Annotated in this window: 19 protein-coding genes; 6 read left to right on the top strand and 13 right to left on the bottom strand. The window is 40.0% G+C overall.

The genetic code is table 11. From position 1 onward, the window contains the following. Positions 1-8: 8 nt before the first annotated feature. The 6 genes from M5F03_RS15855 to ispH all read right to left on the bottom strand — a co-directional run bounded on the left by M5F03_RS15855 (position 9) and on the right by ispH (position 7,379). A complete protein-coding gene (locus tag M5F03_RS15855) occupies positions 9-3,512 on the bottom strand; it encodes a pilus assembly protein (protein WP_249708867.1) in 3,504 nt (1,167 codons plus the stop codon). A 15-nt stretch (positions 3,513-3,527) separates the two neighbouring features. Then, a complete protein-coding gene (locus tag M5F03_RS15860; RefSeq protein ID WP_180126909.1) occupies positions 3,528-4,292 on the bottom strand; it encodes a pilus assembly PilX family protein in 765 nt (254 codons plus the stop codon). Further along, positions 4,289-5,314 (bottom strand): PilW family protein, encoded by a 1,026-nt coding sequence (locus tag M5F03_RS15865; RefSeq protein ID WP_180126911.1) that lies wholly within the window; start codon positions 5,312-5,314, stop codon positions 4,289-4,291. The genes M5F03_RS15860 and M5F03_RS15865 overlap by 4 nt, the downstream gene beginning before the upstream one ends. Beyond that, a complete protein-coding gene (gene pilV, locus M5F03_RS15870) occupies positions 5,315-5,824 on the bottom strand; it encodes a type IV pilus modification protein PilV (RefSeq protein WP_372491161.1) in 510 nt (169 codons plus the stop codon). It lies immediately after the preceding gene. Beyond that, positions 5,818-6,264, bottom strand: a complete 447-nt coding sequence (locus tag M5F03_RS15875) for a GspH/FimT family pseudopilin (RefSeq protein ID WP_180126915.1) — start codon at positions 6,262-6,264, stop codon at positions 5,818-5,820. Before M5F03_RS15875 ends, pilV begins: the two co-directional genes overlap by 7 nt. Positions 6,265-6,428: 164 nt before the next feature. Beyond that, the gene (ispH, locus tag M5F03_RS15880; protein WP_180102358.1) at positions 6,429-7,379 is read right to left on the bottom strand and encodes a 4-hydroxy-3-methylbut-2-enyl diphosphate reductase; all 951 of its coding nucleotides are present in this window, start codon (positions 7,377-7,379) and stop codon (positions 6,429-6,431) included. A 133-nt stretch (positions 7,380-7,512) separates the two neighbouring features. Between ispH and gmk the strand changes: the two genes are divergently transcribed. From gmk to bfr, 6 genes are all read left to right on the top strand, one after another. Next, positions 7,513-8,136, top strand: coding sequence for a guanylate kinase (gene gmk / locus M5F03_RS15885; protein WP_249708868.1), 624 nt, complete (start codon positions 7,513-7,515; stop codon positions 8,134-8,136). Between the two features lie 76 nt (positions 8,137-8,212). Continuing rightward, the gene (gene rpoZ / locus M5F03_RS15890) at positions 8,213-8,494 is read left to right on the top strand and encodes a DNA-directed RNA polymerase subunit omega (protein ID WP_067762989.1); all 282 of its coding nucleotides are present in this window, start codon (positions 8,213-8,215) and stop codon (positions 8,492-8,494) included. A 218-nt stretch (positions 8,495-8,712) separates the two neighbouring features. Continuing rightward, positions 8,713-10,818, top strand: a complete 2,106-nt coding sequence (locus tag M5F03_RS15895) for a RelA/SpoT family protein (RefSeq protein WP_249708869.1) — start codon at positions 8,713-8,715, stop codon at positions 10,816-10,818. 54 nt (positions 10,819-10,872) lie between these two features. Continuing rightward, the gene (gene ridA / locus M5F03_RS15900) at positions 10,873-11,256 is read left to right on the top strand and encodes a deaminase RidA (RefSeq protein WP_078189365.1); all 384 of its coding nucleotides are present in this window, start codon (positions 10,873-10,875) and stop codon (positions 11,254-11,256) included. A gap of 217 nt (positions 11,257-11,473) precedes the next feature. After that, on the top strand, positions 11,474-11,668 hold the full coding sequence (locus tag M5F03_RS15905) for a bacterioferritin-associated ferredoxin (protein WP_218945411.1): 195 nt from the start codon (positions 11,474-11,476) through the stop codon (positions 11,666-11,668). A 257-nt stretch (positions 11,669-11,925) separates the two neighbouring features. After that, the gene (gene bfr, locus M5F03_RS15910; protein ID WP_180145458.1) at positions 11,926-12,390 is read left to right on the top strand and encodes a heteropolymeric bacterioferritin subunit Bfr; all 465 of its coding nucleotides are present in this window, start codon (positions 11,926-11,928) and stop codon (positions 12,388-12,390) included. Between the two features lie 49 nt (positions 12,391-12,439). On the opposite strand, the gene tfpZ is transcribed toward bfr, so the two are convergent. The 7 genes from tfpZ to M5F03_RS15945 form a co-directional block, all read right to left on the bottom strand. Next, on the bottom strand, positions 12,440-13,177 hold the full coding sequence (tfpZ, locus tag M5F03_RS15915) for a TfpX/TfpZ family type IV pilin accessory protein (protein WP_249708870.1): 738 nt from the start codon (positions 13,175-13,177) through the stop codon (positions 12,440-12,442). A 165-nt stretch (positions 13,178-13,342) separates the two neighbouring features. Continuing rightward, positions 13,343-13,867 carry a pilin gene (locus M5F03_RS15920; RefSeq protein WP_249708871.1) on the bottom strand — a complete coding sequence of 175 codons (525 nt, stop codon included), beginning with the start codon at positions 13,865-13,867 and terminating at the stop codon, positions 13,343-13,345. 204 nt (positions 13,868-14,071) lie between these two features. Further along, positions 14,072-14,632 carry a TPM domain-containing protein gene (locus tag M5F03_RS15925; protein ID WP_249708872.1) on the bottom strand — a complete coding sequence of 187 codons (561 nt, stop codon included), beginning with the start codon at positions 14,630-14,632 and terminating at the stop codon, positions 14,072-14,074. Then, positions 14,626-15,693 carry a TPM domain-containing protein gene (locus M5F03_RS16660; RefSeq protein ID WP_372491162.1) on the bottom strand — a complete coding sequence of 356 codons (1,068 nt, stop codon included), beginning with the start codon at positions 15,691-15,693 and terminating at the stop codon, positions 14,626-14,628. Before M5F03_RS16660 ends, M5F03_RS15925 begins: the two co-directional genes overlap by 7 nt. Positions 15,694-15,722: 29 nt before the next feature. After that, positions 15,723-16,313 (bottom strand): LemA family protein, encoded by a 591-nt coding sequence (locus M5F03_RS15935; RefSeq protein ID WP_078189372.1) that lies wholly within the window; start codon positions 16,311-16,313, stop codon positions 15,723-15,725. A 161-nt stretch (positions 16,314-16,474) separates the two neighbouring features. Beyond that, positions 16,475-17,359 (bottom strand): metal-dependent hydrolase, encoded by an 885-nt coding sequence (locus tag M5F03_RS15940; protein ID WP_249708873.1) that lies wholly within the window; start codon positions 17,357-17,359, stop codon positions 16,475-16,477. Positions 17,360-17,600: 241 nt separating this feature from the next. Continuing rightward, positions 17,601-19,022, bottom strand: coding sequence for a glutamate synthase small subunit GltD family protein (locus M5F03_RS15945; RefSeq protein WP_078189374.1), 1,422 nt, complete (start codon positions 19,020-19,022; stop codon positions 17,601-17,603). Between the last annotated feature and the right edge of the window lie 46 nt (positions 19,023-19,068).

The following is a 19,068-nucleotide window of genomic DNA, read 5'->3' on the forward strand; positions in this document are numbered from 1 at the left end:
TCCCCCCCCTAAGATGCTTTACGCGCGAGTTTTTCATACCATCGCTGTGGGATAAGGCACATTTCTGTCGCTTCTCCATTACCAAAACTACCAGTCACCGTTAAGGCAATTCGACCACTTGTATTGATACAATAATTTGTAGCACTCGTATTACCGGTCGCTTTTGGTGGACAAGATTCGTCTTGGCATTCTACTGGAGGACATATACCTCCGGCACACTCCTCTCCACCACCGGTACCACCACCATCTTTACCACCAACAGTAACTGTATGAATACCTACACCAATAACGCTACGTGAAGGCTCTATTTTGGTCGCACATTGACCAAACGGCATACAGAATGCAGTAAGCATACTTTCACCTTTCACACCTGCACCACAATCACCAGAAATACCCGGCTTACTTGCATCAAACGTTGATACATAAAGTTTATAGTTCATAGCTAGAGGTGTACCAAAGACCTTTTCACTTTGTTTCTTATAATTACTGCAATTTGTCAGCTTACCATCCACACCAGCCGTACAATTTTGAAATTTGTAGAACCACCCCCCTTTTTCAGAATAAGGAGCAACTAAAGTTGAATTTGCAAAACGATTTGCCTCTGTTATTTCACCTAAATTTGATTTTTGAAGGTTTTCTGTATATAAATTTGTTGTTCTGTTGAATAGGTCGCGACGTGCCACATCCTTATCATAAACATTATAGATCGCGTCATAATCATAGCCAGCTTCAGTAGAAGAAAAATCCTTCATTGGTGTACTACGATTACCGCTTCCTTGTGAAATTACAGCAAAGGTCTCACCATTTTGATTATATAAAGAAAATCCTGGCATATCGTAAAATCTAGGACTTTTAGCGCCATCATTTAATGTTAAAAGTTTAACTGGTGTTTTTGGAACAGCGCCTTTTAACTTTTGTTTATTATCAAAATCCACTCTAAATAATTGTCCACCTAGATCCCCAAAATAGATGTGATCAATTAAATCATCACCATCGCGATCAACTGTACGGATTTCACTTACGACACTGTATTTTAAATCAGTATGCTTCGTTGCTATCACACCTGTGTTGGTATTTGCTGCGGATGTAGTTGCAACATTATCACTTGCCCACCAAAGAAGATCACCATTGTCCGCATCAAACATATAAACGCCAGCGCCTTTTGATTTCGTAGGATTATATGTATCACTTTCATATCCAGCATATAAACCTTTCACACCACCTGTACGCGCATCCCCATCATCACCACCAGCATCGTATCCACCACCAACTAACATGACTCGTTTACGTTCGCCACCCCAATTTACCCAACCAATCGATGGTTTCGACCAACTTTGCCCCATATATTGAAGCTGACTAAACGTTGTAGATTTTGAGCCGCTGTATACCTTTTGAGTTGCAGGGTCAATATGAAATTTAAGTTCAGGACTATTTATATTACTGAGATCTAATGCATAGTAACTACGCCCCCCCATACGCAAACCACCATATGCTATTTGCATACCTTTCTGGCTTGTTGTACGACCATTTCCTACAACCAAGCTGCCAGAACTATCTACCACATATTGTGTATAAAGGCTCCATGGTCCATCAATACCATAATAAAGTTTTTGCATTCCACCATTGGTAACACTGGATAAACGGAAAGCATCTTTTTGATTCTCAACCATTTCATTTGGCACAAAAGCAAACTTTTCTACACCTGTGTCTGCATCAACCACATGTAGTAAGCCTTGCGTGGTCCCAAATAATACGTAGTCCTCACGACCGGTTGACTCCATAACTTTTTTAGTCTTGTTATATTCCAACTTACCTTTATTCGTTACCAAAACTGGATAAGAATGCATCACTGCACCCATTTGACGTAAACTACTCTGTGCTTTCAAGGCGTCAATCGTCGTTGGTGGGTTTGCTACGTCTAAGTTATATCCCAATAATGTAAGCAAATAGCCTCTATTCGGATCATTTTTATATGTTGAATCTGTAACATCAGTTAGTTGAACCTGACGCAATGAACCAGTACCACCAAATGTGTTACCAACTGCTTTACGATTTGTTAATAGTTTTCTTTCAGCATTATTTTGAACATTTGCTCCAAGTAGCATTTGTGACCAAGCACCGCCACGTGCAGCAAACTTCTTACTGCCCACTGTATTTTCATCACTATTTTCTACAGCCGTATTAACGCTTTTTGCCCAATAATCGTAAACTGCAGAGGTAATATTTCCGTTAGCATCATAAGTAGGTTCTTTAATACCACCATCAGTTTTAAATACATCACCTCCTGTTTTACCTTTAAGCTTCCCATCATCACCAACTAAATATTTCTTTAAATTACCTGTCCATAATTGATAATTGGTATTGGGAGTCGGTTGAAAGCTTTGATAATAAGCATTATTTTGTAGCTCAGCAGGGTTTAAAGCATCTCGTGGGATGGTCGGAGAACCTGTTGTTACAGAAGGAATATCTTTAGATAAATTACTAATAAAGTCATTCACACTTTCTACAATATCAGCAGCCTCGTTACCTGAATACCAACCTCCTTCCCCCATAATCCCCCAATATGCTGCTTCTTGTACATTCGTTAAATTTGTCTTTTTAGTTCCATCAGTATTTACGAATGGGGCTAAATTTTCAGCTTGTGATTTATTAACATCATATTTTGGAATATTATTAAAACTATTACCAAAACCCACCACAGCTGTCTTAAATTTTAGCTGTTTTGCATTTTTAGTTGGATCCAATAAAGCTGAATTCAATTTACCGATACAATCCCAGCCTGGAGATGTTCCCGTACAAGAGGGAAAAGTTGTTTTCCCAATTGCAGCTCTAGACAAATCTGCAGTTGTACCCTTATTAGGTTCACCATCTGTTAAGACATAGATACCCTGTCCACTACATTTTTTCACTTCATCTGTTTGAGTCAATGAATACGGTGATAGATACTTGTTACCATCCTTTGTCAAACTATCCGATTCACTCCAACCTCCATTATTAATATCTTTAGTGGATGTCCCCATTAAATATGAAATGGTCGTCGCATATGATCGCCCTGTAGGTGTATTTGAATTAGCGGACAATCCATTTATCTTCTGCCACAAAATTTGTCGTTGCGTTTTCCCCCCTACAACAGCATCTAACCTTCTTGCAGGGACTAAAACCGCACCTGACTCTGTATTGCTAGGTGATCCTAAAGTTGATAAACCAATAATTTTATCATCACCCAATTTATCAATTGTTGCAGTACCATTTAAAAGGTTATCCATGGCCGTTTTTAATCGAGCTATTCGGGTTTTTCCTGTACCATCATAAGAACCACTCCCAGTCATACTCCCAGATACATCTAGCATAAACATCAACGTAATATCACCAGATTTCGCATCCTGATAAATATCAATATCACTTGCTTGTGAAACACTTGTAGTCACTAAGCCCGTACTAAATGCAGCCATACTTGCTACAAGAACTTTATGGCGACATGAATTAATAAAATTCTTAGTTTGTTTTTTCATTTCATTACCCCAAATCTATACAAAGTCTTGAACAATCACATATTCCGTTACATGTGATGTATATGGAACATTTAAATCAGCAAGACACTCTGTCACTGTTTTACGTGAAATTGCATTTAGTGCCACTGAAGTACCTTCAGGTACAGTTGCTTCACTCATATGATTTCTAAAACAATTATTAATATCTGTTGTTGATGCATTAGTTAGTGTTGGCATAACCGAGACCGCAAAAACTTTTACAGGTTTAGTACTATCAAATTTAACTGTTTTGTCATCTGTGCCAAATTGCGCACCAAAAAACGGATCATTTTCTGAAATACTTGTAAATTTCACAGCCACTTGTGTCATAACTGCCTTACGACCGCTAGTAAAAAAGTTAGTCGTACTTTCGTCAGCATTACAGTATCCATCTAAACCAAATTCATTATTTGTTGGGGCTACCTCACCAGGCTTCCAATAAATTAAACTGGCCCGGTTAATATCAAAAAAACTAGGCTCTGCTCCGCGATAGCAAAAAACCATTTCCTTTTCCTTATCAGGAGCCCCACTGATATACCCAAACATACCACTTGAACTCAATGCTTGAATGATATTGTCTTCACGCTCGACATTAAAAAAAGCTGAATCCGAGTTTTGTAGCAATAGCTGTTGTGCCTGACTATTTGTTGCAATATTTAAGCTCACTAAACTTTGGCGAACAGCCAAAGTTCCTAGGACCACAATTGCGAGTAAAAGAAATAAGACAACAATTAAAGTTGCACCACGCTGTTTATTTATCATTGTCCTCTCTCCCCAAAAGTGTTGCGCAACGATACTGTTTGCGTGACAACCTGTCTTGCATATTTAGGAGCACTAGCTGTAGGTGTTGTTACTGTGACTTCTTGATCCAAAATCCGAAAGGTTTGATCATCTTTAAAATCAGCACCACCACCTACAGTCTGATTTGAACGCACCAAGACCCCGAGTTGAACAGCCAAAATTCTTGGACGGGGATCCATAGCCATGTATGTTGCTGCATCAACATAACGATGGTTTGCACCTGACTGAATCGAATATAAGACCCTAAATTGGTCTGCTCTCTTTATAATAATTTCACCCGCCCCACCCAAACCGTCGATTTCAGTTGGTGAGCCCTCTAATGGGTAGTGCCCCGCATCACATGCTAATGCCAAAGGTGAGTTAGGCTCATTTGTACTATTATTCGTATCTGCTCTTAAAAAATAACGCTGAACAACAACATGTCGACCTTCAGCAAGAGTAAATTCAAGTTCATTACCCTCACAATCTGATCCGCCATACCAAACATCATCGGCTTCCGTTGCCGTATTTTTATGATCTAAAATATATTGAGGCACAAATTGAATTGTAAGCTGATCACTAGCTTCCCCTTGTACGTTTGAAACACCTGTCCACTGTGGAGCTGTACCAACTGAAAGACCATGACTTCTACTTAAAAGCGTTTGACTTACAGAATTTCCTACTAAACTTATCGGTAAATTTGCTTGTTTTACACCACTGACTTCAACAGGATTTGATGATGAACGAAAAACCACACCACCATAAGTTGTCAAATCGTTGATGCTAGATTGAACAGTATTTAAATTTCCCAACCGAATGTCTTTCACAATATAATTCAGTCCAAAATTAGCATCATCTTGTAAACTAGCCTGTCCTTGCTGTAATGCTTGGCTACGTGAACTTGTCAGAAATAGCATTGTGGCTGCTGCAACAATTACTAAACCTAGAGCTAATGCAATCATCAACTCAATTAAGGTAAAGCCTGCTTGTTTAATTGGGTTCATTTAGTAAACCTCCATAATCAAACATGTTGATTCCTGTTCATAGCTAGCCCCTGTTGTACAGTTCCCCCTTTCAGCACCATCAGTAGCAGAAGTATCACCCCACGCAACATAAATACATCTACGGCTATCCGCATTTCCTTGGCATGGTAAGTAATTAACAGACATTCCAATAACTCTTGCTTTTGTTGCAATCTGAGCAACATCAAAATCAGCCAAATCGGCACTAGAACAATTCGCATTAAAGCAATTTATTGGGAAAACTCGCTGAGTATTTGCTGTATTCAAATGAAAAGCATAAACCTCTTCAGCACCACGATTTACCCGCATTCTTTCAGCCAAATCACGTGCTAAATTAATTGCTTGTATTCGCGAGCCACTTTCAGCAGTTGCCTCGATAGCTCTATATTGCAAAGCAATAAAACCCATCACCCCTATTGCAAGGATCAAAAGAGCTACCAATACTTCAATTAATCCAACACCTTGTTGATTCTTCTTTTTAATCATTAGCATGTACCCTCAACAACTTGCTGAATCGTTCCCATTTTTGAAACACTAATTGTTTGAGATTTACCCCCAGCAACAGAACACAAAATAAAGCTAGTATCTGTTGTTGCGCCAACCACTCCACCACTTAAACCATATGTAATACTTGTTTCACTTGCGGACGTTAAATGTGTTTTACCATGAGGCATCCAATTCACTACTGTGGCAGTATCTATAGGCAATGCATCTGTTTCTTCTGAACTTAAATTAACATCTATGTTCCTACGCTCCAACACTGCCTTTGCTCGCGTTTGATTTAACACTCCAATAAGTTCATTTGTGCTTTTCTTTAAATTTTGGCGAACAATCATATCTCCAAATGAAGGCGCAGCCAGCATGGCGATAATCCCCATCACAGCAATCGTCACCATCAGCTCTATTAACGTAAATCCTTTATTTTTCTGCATACTCCCCCCAAGGCGCGCCAAACTTTACCCTATTAAAAATAATATCTAATTAAATTACAAAACAAACACAAATAAGGATAAAAGGCATAAAAAAACAGATAATTGCCAAAAAGCAATTATCTGTCAATTCTTAAAAAAATTCAGAATGTTAAGTCATTAACACTTTATGCCTGAGTTACAGGAATACGTAACTCTTTTGGCAAACTAAATGTAATATTTTCTTCACGACCATCCAACTCTTGCGGCGCTTTTGCTCCCCAATCTTGCAGTCGCTGAATTACTTGTTTAATTAATATTTCAGGTGCAGATGCTCCTGCAGTTACACCAATTTTTGTGTGTTCATTAAACCATTCTTGCTGCAACTGATCTGCATTGTCCACCAAATACGCATGCTTACCCATCCGTTCAGCCAATTCACGTAATCGGTTCGAGTTCGAAGAGTTCGGGGACCCCACAACCAATACAACATCACATTGCGCGGCCAGATCACGTACGGCATCTTGGCGGTTTTGAGTGGCATAACAAATATCATCTTTACGAGGCCCCTGAATTTCAGGGAACTTCTGACGTAGGGCATCAATGACTTTTGCTGTGTCATCTATAGAAAGCGTTGTCTGAGTTACAAACGCTACTTTTTCAGGATGCACCACTTTGAGATCAGCAACATCTTGTTCATCTTCAACCAAATAAATCGAACCACCATTTTTGGTGTCATATTGGCCCATTGTCCCTTCAACTTCTGGGTGACCTTCATGACCAATCAAAATCGCTTCCACGCCTTCACGTGCGTACTTGGTCACTTCTATATGTACCTTGGTCACCAAAGGGCACGTCGCATCAAAAACTTTTAGCCCACGGCGCTCAGCTTCTTGTTGTACTGCTTTAGATACACCATGCGCACTGAAGATCACAATATTGTCATCAGGGACTTCATCCAGTTCATCCACAAATATCGCACCACGTTGACGCAAGTCGTCCACCACAAATTTATTATGTACTACCTCATGACGCACATATATTGGGGGGTTAAAGCATTCCAGTGCACGGTTCACAATCGCGATGGCGCGATCAACACCTGCACAGAAACCGCGTGGATTAGCTAAAACAATTTCCATAGAATCCTCAATGCCCACTCAATTTTACGGGTATCACTTGAAATAAATGTAAACAATAGACGTCTGACTATTTTGTTTGGCGCGCGTCTGCTCTAAAATAGAGAAGATATTTTATCATATCAGGAAAAATATCATGTCGGGTCTCTTGTTTGTCGTTTCTGCTGCTTCGGGAACGGGCAAAACATCCCTCGTTAAAGCCCTGCTTGAACGTGTAAACAATTTACATGTCTCTGTTTCTCATACCACTCGTGGTCAGCGTCCTGGCGAATTAGACGGCGTACATTACCATTTTGCAAAAAAAGAAGATTTTCTATCTTTGGTAAATGAAGGCGGCTTCATTGAATATGCAGAAGTTTTTGGTAATTATTACGGTACTGCACAGCGCACAGTAAAAGAGCAATTGGCCAAAGGTCATGACGTTTTACTTGAAATTGACTGGCAAGGTGCTGAACAGGTTCGTAAACTTTTTCCTGAATCTAGACAAATTTTTATTCTCCCTCCGAGTCAGTTCGATTTACGTCAACGTTTATCCAATCGTGGTACAGACTCTGTTGAAGTGATTGAACATCGTCTCAGCTGTGCCGTAGAAGATATGCAGCAATACGTTAATTTTGACTATATCATTATTAATGATGACTTTAATAAAGCACTGCATGACTTAGAGTCCGTTATTATTGCCAATCGTCTTGTTTTAAAACAACAAGCTGTGCGCCATGAAAAACTGATTGAGAAATTAATCACCCCTACGGAGCAGTGATTAAAACTTGAGTCTATAGACAAAGCACCTTATACTGCACAGTCTGTTAAAATTTTATATTCAAACGAGAATTCTTATGGCACGCGTAACCGTTGAAGATTGTTTAGACCATGTAGACAACCGCTTTGAGCTTGTACTAGTGGCAAGCAAACGCGCGCGTCAATTGGCACGTCAAGGTATCGAACCTACTGTTGAGTGGGACAATGACAAACCAACCGTTGTTGCTCTTCGTGAAATCGCAGCGGGTCACGTTTCTAAAGACATTTTGAAACAACGTGAACAAGACTACCAAACTTCAAGTTTAGACCTTGCACTTTCTGCAAATAACCTAAACTTAGACGGTTTTTCTTTCCAATAAGATAAACCTGACCTTAAAAGCCTAGTTTTTAACTAGGCTTTTTTTATGGATTCTCTTTAATATTTTACTCAGAACAGTTATAACATAAGCTTAAGAAGTGCAAAGCAGGCGAAAAAGATTTTCATTTTTTTAAACTAAAAAATTGACAAGTCATGCAATATGCATTTCATTAAAGTATTAACCGTTTCATTTGTAAATCAGTAGTAAAAGGGTGTTCTATGCCAGGCCCAATGGTCAGCCAAGCCAAGCAACAGTTAAATGTGATAATCGACGCTTACCTTTCAGTAAGTGATGTCGAACGCGTGCTTGAAGCTTGCGACTATGCGGATATTGCCCATGATGGCATTACACGTAAAAGTGGCGAACCCTACATCCTTCACCCAATTGCGGTGAGCTGTATTTTGGCGCATATGCGTCTTGATGCGGAAACTTTAATGGCTGCTTTACTACATGATGTCATTGAAGATACCGAATTTACCAAACAAGATATTACTGAAAAATTTGGTCTGACCGTTGCTGAACTAGTCGACGGCGTCACTAAACTCAGCCACTCTAGTGATAAAGAATATAATAAAGCCGCATCCTTCCGTAAAATTCTGCAAGCCACACTACAAGACCCACGTGTCATTATTATTAAACTAGCAGATCGCTATCATAATATGACCACACTAGGTGCTTTACGCCCTGACAAACGTGCTCGTATTGCCCAAGAAACTTTTGAAATTTTTGTGCCTATGGCACGCCTTGTCGGTATGAATGAAATGGCCGACAACCTTGAACATTTGTGTTATCAAAATCTCGACTTAGATATGTATAACAATGTTCAAGAAGCTTTATTACAAACCAAACCGAAACGCTGCGAATACCAAACCAAGTGGGAAAATAACCTCACCACCTTACTAGAACAGCACCATATTTCTGGTCGAATTAAAAAGAAAAATAATAATATTGAATTACTTCGTCACTTTGTAAAAAACGATATTGATCTGCAAGAGCTCACCCATAGTCATGCCTTTGAAATTATTTTACAAAGCATCGCAGACTGTGACCGACTTGCAGACATCCTCAAAGAAAGCTTTAAAGTTTTAAATTACGCCGATCATATTCGTCGCCCACTCCCTGGTGGTAACCAGTCACTGATGATGCGCTTAAAAGGCGAAAAGACTATTTTATCTTTGACCATCCAAACAGAGTTGATGCGTAAAGCAGCGCGATTTGGTGTGGTCCTCGGTGAAAATGCACCACAAGCTTGTCGTTCAGCGATCCAAGCCTCCATGCAAAATTTAAACGTGTTAGTCGATGGCGCATGTGCAAAGACCACATTTAGTGAATTACTGGATTATCTACATCAAGAAAAAATTTGGGTCTACACCCCACACGGTCATTTGCATGAACTCCCTCAGGGTGCCACAGCTGTTGATTTCGCTTATTCAGCAAGCTTATTTTTGGGCAACCATGCCGTTGGTGCGAAAATTGATGGGGAAACCAAGCCCCTTTCAACACCATTACTGAGTGGTCAAGTGATTGAAATTATCACTGATGTTCTTGCAACACCAAACCCTGACTGGCTAAGCTTTATTAATACCCAAAAAGCCCGCCGCGCATTACAAAATATCCTCCGTGACCAAGACCAAGATGAACAACGTTTAGTTGGTCAGCAAGCTTTAAATCGCGCATTAAAACTCTTTAACCGTTCTGTAAGTGATTTGACATTAGCGGATTGGGAAAATGTGCTGAATTGGCGTCATTTAAATGATAAAGAACAATTATTTGAACAGATTGCCGTGGGTGACTTATTACCGCAATTGGTTGCCAATCATTTATATGCTCAAGATACCATTCAGACTTCAAACTCTGCACGCTTGATCTTGGGTACTGACGGTGTCGACGTTAAATATGCGCACTGCTGTAACCCCGTTTTAGGCGATCCAATACAAGGGCATTTATCACGTCGTGGTTTGATTGTGCACCGTTCACGTTGTCATAATTTATTGCATGAACAACATTTACATCCTGAAAATATCATGCCTTTACACTGGACTACAGAAGACAGTGAGGACATTAGTTTTACAGCCTATTTATGCTTAAACATGCTGTTAAATGATGAACAAATTTCAGAGCTGATCTATCTATGCCGTAAAGAAAAAGTCGGTGTAGAAACTGTCCGTTCACATGAAGAAAAAACCTATGTGAATATTGTTGTACACAATCGTAAACAAATTGCCGAAATTATCCGTAATTTAAGAATGCATTTTGGCTTCCCACGCATCAGTCGTTTGGCACAAGCTGTTGCCATTGCTGAGCCTGCGAAAGTTGCCAGCTAACCTGACACCACTTATTTATATATGTTGTGTCTGTGATGATAATAGGAGAAATAGATGTCCCGCCAGGTAATCCATACTGAAAATGCACCCGCTGCAATTGGTACTTACTCACAAGCCATTTTAGTGGGCGACACTTTGTATTTATCAGGTCAAATTGGCTTAGATCCATATAGCATGGAGCTGGTAGAAGGCATTGAAGCTCAAATTCGCCGTGTATTCGACAACTTAAAAGCGGTATGTGAAGCTGCAGGTGGGACGCTAGCCGATATCGCCAAGCTGAATATTTTCCTCACTGACCTTTCTAACTTCCAATTGGTCAACCAAATTATGGGCGAATACTTTGCTCAACCTTACCCAGCACGCGCAGCACTCGGTGTAGCTAGCCTACCAAAAGGTGCCCTAGTTGAAATGGATGGCGTGGTGATTATTAATCAATAAGTTAGTAAACATCGCTTAAGCCCTTCACGAAATATCACATTCCAAAAGAACAAAAGCCTCACATGGAAATCTGAGCATTACTCAGATTTCCACTTAAATGGCATTTTTTATTCAAAAACTCAATTATCTTAAAAGCATTTTTAAATGATTTTTATTGACAAACGATAATAATTATCAATAATATTACTTATCCCATTTATTCACTTGGTTTGATTTCATGTACGTTTGTTTGTGCCGTGGTATTACTGATCAAGACATTAAAGATGCAATTGCCAATGGTGCAGAAAGCTATCGTGAAGTTCGCGATATGCTCGATTTAGGCACCTGTTGTGGTCGCTGTGCTCCTGAAGCACGTATGATCATCAGTGATGAAATTGCACAAATTGCAGCCCGTATCGCAATTGCCGCATAAACCAAGCTTTTAAATTTTCTCTACAATCATAATTATAAAACCAATGGTCTCAGACCATTCCTCCTCCCCCGCTTCTGACTCTAAGCGGGTTTTTATTTATTAAAGCCCTGAAAATTAGCGCCTTGTTTTGATTGTGATTTTCATTTGCTGTTCTATAAAACACTCGCTAAATTACACTTTGTTGTTTAAGATATTTCTATTCTAATATCGAATTTATATTGCTTAGTTCGAGCTTTATTGCAGTTAAGGAGTCAGACATGAAAGGCAATCGTGATGTAATTAATCAGTTAAATCAGGTGCTTTATCATCATTTAACTGCAATTAATCAATATTTTCTTCATTCACGGATGTTCAACGATTGGGGTATTGAACAACTGGGCTCTGCGGAATATAAAGAATCAATCCGTCAAATGAAGCATGCTGATAAAATTATTGAGCGAATTTTGTTTTTAGAAGGTTTACCAAATTTACAGCACCTCGGTAAACTCTATATCGGTCAGCATACCGTTGAAGTCTTAAATTGTGATGTACGTAAAGTCAAAGAGAACATTGAAGCCATTCAAACTGCAGTTAAACTAGCAGAAGAACAGTTAGATTATGTCACTCGAGATCTGGCTCAAGAAATCTTAGAAAAAGAAGAAGAATGGTTGGATTGGGCTACAACCCAATTAGACTTAGTTGAATCTGTAGGTATAGAGAATTACATTCAGAGTCAGATTTAAACTTATTAAAAAAAACCCGCGGATGCGGGTTTTTTATTTTCATAAATTACTACCAAGGGCGAAGGTCAACGATTTTTACGACTTCAGCTGTTTCTTTATTAACTAATACTGTCATATCCACAGCATTTGCTTTTAATGGAATATAACCTGTGGCTTGAGGATATTTCGCTAATATCTTTCGTACCTGCTTATAGTCATTAAATTGCTCCAATTCTTTTAGAAGTATCGCACGTTTTTTTATTTGCGGTAATGCTTTTGTAAAGTCCACATAACGTTCAGGCTTTTGAGCAATTGAAATCCCACCCAATGCTTCAGCAAACATATCGTTTTCGCGTTGTAATTTGTCTTGAGCGAATTCAACACATACGTATTGAGGGTATAATAATGAGGGCTTCTGAAATTGAATTTTCACTTGAGCTAGATGTTCCATAATTAGATCATTTTTACGTACTAATTCAAAACGATCAACATTATAAGCAATCCAAACAGGTCTACCCTTCTCTATACTATATAAACCGTAACAGAGAGCAGAAATTTGCAAAGCAATAATCACACCGAGATCAAATTTAAGTGTTTTTTTACCTTCTTTATAAACCAACCAACCTAGCAATGGCCCGACAATGACATCAATCGCAAGCATCATTAAAAAAATGTGAGTAACACCAACAGCACTTGCGAGTGGAGATGGGTACCATACAAAAAAAACCAATCCCATTATAATTAAAGCAACTAGGATAGAAATAAATAAATGGCTGAGGAAAAATTTTAGGCGTTTATTTTTAACCATTACAGCATACTCATGATTTATTCATTTTGCTTTTGACTTAGTAAAATAGGGTTTTATTACACACTTCCCTAAACAGCATGTTAGTTTTTTCTATTTCGTTTATTCATTTCCATAAATAACTTTACAAAAAAGGAGTGCCTTAGCACTCCTTTTTTTAGCTAAAAATTAACGGCATTCAGCAGGTACGTATTTATCCGGCATTGAACCAGCAGCTGCAGTAAAACCACGTGCAGTTGCTGTTGCTGTTGTTAAAGAAGTACAAGCCCAATCAACTGTTCCACCCGCTGTTGCAGAGGCTAAAGCTGTAGTACCTACAAAAGGAGTAAAGATAATTGTTTTGTTTAGTGCATCACCAGGTAAACCAGATACATCTGCATCATTTGAAGAAGTTGCAGTAATAATACCAGTAGCCTCATCTACGACAACACTTTGAACATATTTAGATGCAATAGTACCTGCTGCTTGTTCAGTTGCAATAGCAGCAGCAGCAGCTTTAACACCAGTCATACCATTGCTTTGATACATTTCACTAACAGCTTGCTTACCTGCTGTTGCAGCACCAACAATTTCAGTTACTTTTGCACGAACAGTGTAGTTTTGGTAAGCAGGAATCGCAACAGCAGCAAGAATACCAATAATTGCAACAACGATCATTAATTCAATAAGGGTAAAACCTTTTTGAGCGTTCATAACATTCTCCACAAATGTTTTTTAATTTAATTATTTAATAAAGCTATGTAGCTTGTTTTATAAATAGCACAGAGCGTGCCAAGATTTATTATAGTGAAAATGACAGAAAAAACAGCACTTTAAAAAAATATTTTTATTTTTTGTAATCATTGCGTCTCTTTTTGTGTTTAAAAGTGACGATTTGTGTCACTTTATCACCGTTTTTTAGCGCAAAATTATTGGCGCATTTGCGATTTCATTATTTCGATCTACAGACTTCCCTGCATAAAAGTGATCCATCACTTCACCAATCTCTTTTACACCAACCGTCAAAGCTATTCGGTATTGTTTATTTTGCATGCTTTGGATAATTCGCGCGCAAATATCCTGCCATACTTGGGCATCGGTCGCCTGCCTCATCCCGCGATCAATCACAATTTCCACCTGACGTTCACACAAGTTTAAATAAAGCAAAACACCACTATTAAATTCTGTATCCCACACACCCAGTTCAGCAAAGAGCTGTTCAGCACGTGCACGGGTATTTTGATAATAGGCTTGGTTCGAAGGAATATGCCCTTCGATCACCACCTGTATTTCGCCCACATGGCCATGCTCAGCTTCTGTCACCGCTTGCGCAATGGCCTGCTGATCTTGCTTATTAAAAAACCGGTTTGCTGCAGGCATATAAAAGAAGTGCTTCAACCAGCGTTTAAAACTTGGTTGCTGTATTTCCTGTGTTTTAGGACAGGTGACAATTTCTGTTGTTTCTGTTTTCGTTACCATGAACCTGATGCTCCCCCACCGCCAAAGCTACCACCGCCTCCACTATAGCCGCCGCCACCAAAGCCACCACCTCCGCTACGGCCTCCACCACCCCCACCACCAGCAAGAAACATTTGAAAAATGGTTTGAGCAATAGCCGTAATCAGTAAAAAGAAAATTGCTCCACCCATCAACAGACTGGTGAGTAGACCTGCACCATTGACCAAACCCGCAACGGTACCTGCAACAGCAGCAGTTGACGCACTTAAGCGCTTACCCACAATAAAGGATGCAAAAATACCAATCACCAAAATGATGAGAACCGTTGTAAAAGTTTTCTCTTTGGCTTGCTGCTCGTGTAAGGCTTGTTCCTGACGTTCTTTCAGCTCTTGGGCTGCTTGAGCGGCAACTTCAGGGTCTTGATTTAAAATACGTGTTATTTCCGTTAAGCCAGCATCAATGCCTTGAGCATACTGAGCTTGCTTAAAATACGGCGTGATTTGATTACGGATAATTCGACTAACAATAATGTCTGGCATAATGCCTTCCAGCCCATAACCCGTCAGGATTTGAATTCTGTGATCATTCACAGCAATCGCCATCAATATCCCATTGTCACGTTTTGCTGAACCGAGTTGCCATTTTTCTGCAACACGCATGGCGTAATCAAAAATATCTTCTTGACCTGTGGTTGGCACAATCACGACGCCAATTTGTGCCTTGCCTTGTTCGTGTAACTGTAAAATTTTCTGGCTAATGGCTTGCTTTTCAGCAGCGGAAAGTAAGTTTGCCTGATCAACTACAGGTTCATTGAGCGTCGGCAAGCCACGAATCGACTCGCCATCTGCCATATCATTAGCGATATTCGGCTGCTGAATTTTGATTTCAGGCTGTGCTGTTGTATCTTTTTGCGTAGCTGACTGTTGATCTTTTAATATTTTACCGACAACAACTGTTTCAGCATCTACATCTGTAGCGGTGGCAGTTTCTGCATGTGTGAAACCCACCACACACAATAAGCATGCTAAAACCATGCGCTGCAACCACAACAAACCTGTATGTTTTAGCTCAAAATCCACCATCAGCCCACCTCACAATGCAGTGATGCCAATTAATTAAAATCAACTTTTGGTGCAGTTTGTGCACTTTGCTCTGCGCTAAAGTTAGGCTTGGTATCCATACCGATGACTTTAGCTGTCATCACTTGCGGGAACTGGCGTGCATAGCCATTAAAGTCTTGTACTGTAGTAATGTAGCGATTACGTGCGACAGCGATCCTGTTTTCAGTGCCTTCTAACTGAACCTGTAAATCACGGAATTGCTCATTGGCTTTTAAGTCTGGATAATTTTCCGAGACTGCAATTAAACGAGAAAGTGCGCTGGTCATCTGCGCTTGAGCTTCTTGATATTTTTGGAACAGTGCTGGATCTTCCAAAACTTCCTTATCCACTTTTAAGCCCGCAACATTGGCACGTGCTTGAGTCACTTCGGTCAGTACTTGTTCCTCATGTTTCGCGTAACCTTTAACCACATTGACAAGGTTAGGTACCAAATCTGCACGGCGTTGATATTGGTTTTGCACCTCAGACCATGCTGCTGTAACGGCCTCGTCTTTGACTTGTAATGTGTTATAGCCACAACCACTCAGGGTCAACGTACTGACTAATGCGATTGCGAGCATGCTTTTTTTCATTGAATTCATAACCCTTAACCTCAAGTATTTATTTGTAATTGTTTAAATAAATTCATTCTAACCTTATTTTTCGAATGAATTATGTATTTTCTTTGTGATTAAACTGATCTACTCGAAAAATATTTAGCATTAAAAAAAGCCCACAACTCGGGCTTTTTTATCATATTGAATTAACTATACAATTGCGGTGTGATTTCAGTCTGAAAACTTTCCATTTGATATTCATCAGCAAGGCGTTCTTTCCAATATTTCACGATCTGACTGTAATCAATTTCGCTCGGATGAAATTCTGCTTTGTAATATGACAAATATTCTGGCGTCAATTGAATAAACATTTTTGCCAGCAAATACGCCCCGAAAATATTTCCGCCCAGCTTTGGCAAACTTTTTTTCTTATCCTGCATAAATAGCTTCGTTGCAGAATAAAACGTAAGACTTGCAAAACCCGTGGTCACACTGCGCATAATCATGCGACGTATTTTGTCATCACCATAGACATGCTGATATACATCGAATGCTACCGCACGATGCTCAATCTCTTCAATCGCATGCCACACCCAAAGTTTCACTGCATCATCATCTAAAGTACTGAGCACTTCAGGATGTCTTAAAATATAGCCACCAAGCAACGCGGTAAAATGTTCAAATGCACAGGTAATTGCCAACTGTATTTTTGGATGTAAGTTTTTTACATAGCTGTCTTTACGTGCCAGCCATGCTTGGAAACGATCTAAATTATAGGTTTCACTGCGCCAAGCATCGTTAAATTCAGCATGGGCTTTGGAATGCATCGCTTCTTGCCCAATGAATGCTGCGATCTCAGCTTGTAATTTTTCATCACTGACTTTATCGCGTACATTGCGCACGCTATGCACAAAGAATTGCTCACCAATGGGAAAGGTCGATGACAATGCCGTCAACAAATGCGACATCACCGGTGAGTTGGCAAAATAATGCCGGCGAATCGCTTTAGGATTGAATTGTGCTCGACGTACCGTAATGCCAATGGCTTTAGGACGATTTAGATATGTTTTTTGTGTCGTCACTTGCGTCATGGTCGCTTCCTAAGATTTAGATCATGATCGCAGTATGTAATTCCTAAGCTCTTTCACACATGGCAAAATGTGCTAGCACATTTGCATAATTCACCATTCTAAAGCGCTGTCTGACAACTTTTCAGCGTATTTATCTGCAAAATCCATTCACGTGTCATTTGAGGTAAATTCCAAAAAATAAAAAACCCGCCGAAGCGAGTTTTTTTGAATAAATCCAATGCAATCACTGGCATGTCATGACTTAAACATCTAAGTAATCAAGAATACCTTCTGCAGCTTGGCGACCTTCCCAGATTGCGGTTACCACAAGGTCAGATCCCCGGACCATATCACCGCCGGCAAAAATTTTCGGATTCGATGTTTGAAATTTAAATTCTTGCTGTTCAGCAGCAATGACGCGACCTGAACCATCCATACTAATGTTTGATGTAGTAAACCAATCTGCGGGGCTGGTACGGAAACCAAAGGCTAGCAATACTGCATCTGCTGGTAAAATTTCTTCTGAACCCGGAACTGGTTCAGGGCTACGACGACCGCGACTATCAGGTGCGCCAAGCTGTGTAGTCACAACTTTAACACCCGTCACTTTGCCATTTTCACCCACAATTTCAATTGGCTGGCGATTAAATTGGAAATCCACACCTTCTTCACGTGCATTTTTCACTTCACGACGTGAACCCGGCATGTTTTCTTCATCACGACGGTAGGCACAGACAACGGATTCGGCACCTTGGCGGATCGAGGTACGGTTACAGTCCATCGCGGTATCACCACCACCCAGAACAATCACTTTTTTGCCTTCCATGCTGATGTATTCAGATGGATCTTTTTCCCAACCTTGCGTACGGTTCACATTGGCAATCAAGAAATCCAGTGCATCATGCACACCAACAAGGTCTTCACCCGCGAAACCGCCCTTCATGTAGGTATAGGTTCCCATACCCATGAATACAGCGTCGTAATCAGCCAATAGCTGATCAATGGTCACATCTGTACCAATTTCGGTATTTAGACGGAATTCAACACCCATGCCCGAGAAAATCTCACGGCGACGTTTCATTACGTCTTTTTCCATTTTGAATTCTGGAATACCAAATGTCAGCAAACCACCAATTTCAGGACGCTTATCAAATACGACTGGCTTCACACCATTACGTACAAGAATATCTGCACAGCCAAGGCCAGCAGGACCTGCACCAATAATCGCAACTTTTTTGTCTGTCCACTTAACGTGTGACATATCTGGGCGCCAGCCCAATGCAAAGGCTGTATCGTTAATGTATTTTTCAGCATTACCAATGGTGACTGCACCAAAGCCGTCATTTAGCGTACATGCGCCTTCACATAAACGGTCTTGCGGGCACACACGACCACAAACTTCAGGCAAGGTGTTGGTTTGATGACACAATTCTGCTGCTTGGAAAATGCGACCTTCTGCAATCAATTTTAACCAGTTTGGAATGTAATTATGTACTGGACATTTCCATTCACAATACGGGTTACCGCAACCTAAGCAGCGGTGCGTTTGATTTTTTGCAACTTCAGCTGTAAACGGTTTATAGATTTCCACAAATTCTGCTTTGCGGACAACTAGATCTTTTTTCTCTGGATCTTGGCGTGCTACATCCAGGAACTGAAAGTCATTATTTAGGCGCTCTGCCATGTCTCTCTCCGTGGGTAGGTGTAAGCATGTTTTGACTTACACCTGC

Source organism: Acinetobacter amyesii, from assembly GCF_023499985.1.
In the GTDB taxonomy this organism is placed as follows: Bacteria; Pseudomonadota; Gammaproteobacteria; order Pseudomonadales; family Moraxellaceae; genus Acinetobacter; species Acinetobacter amyesii.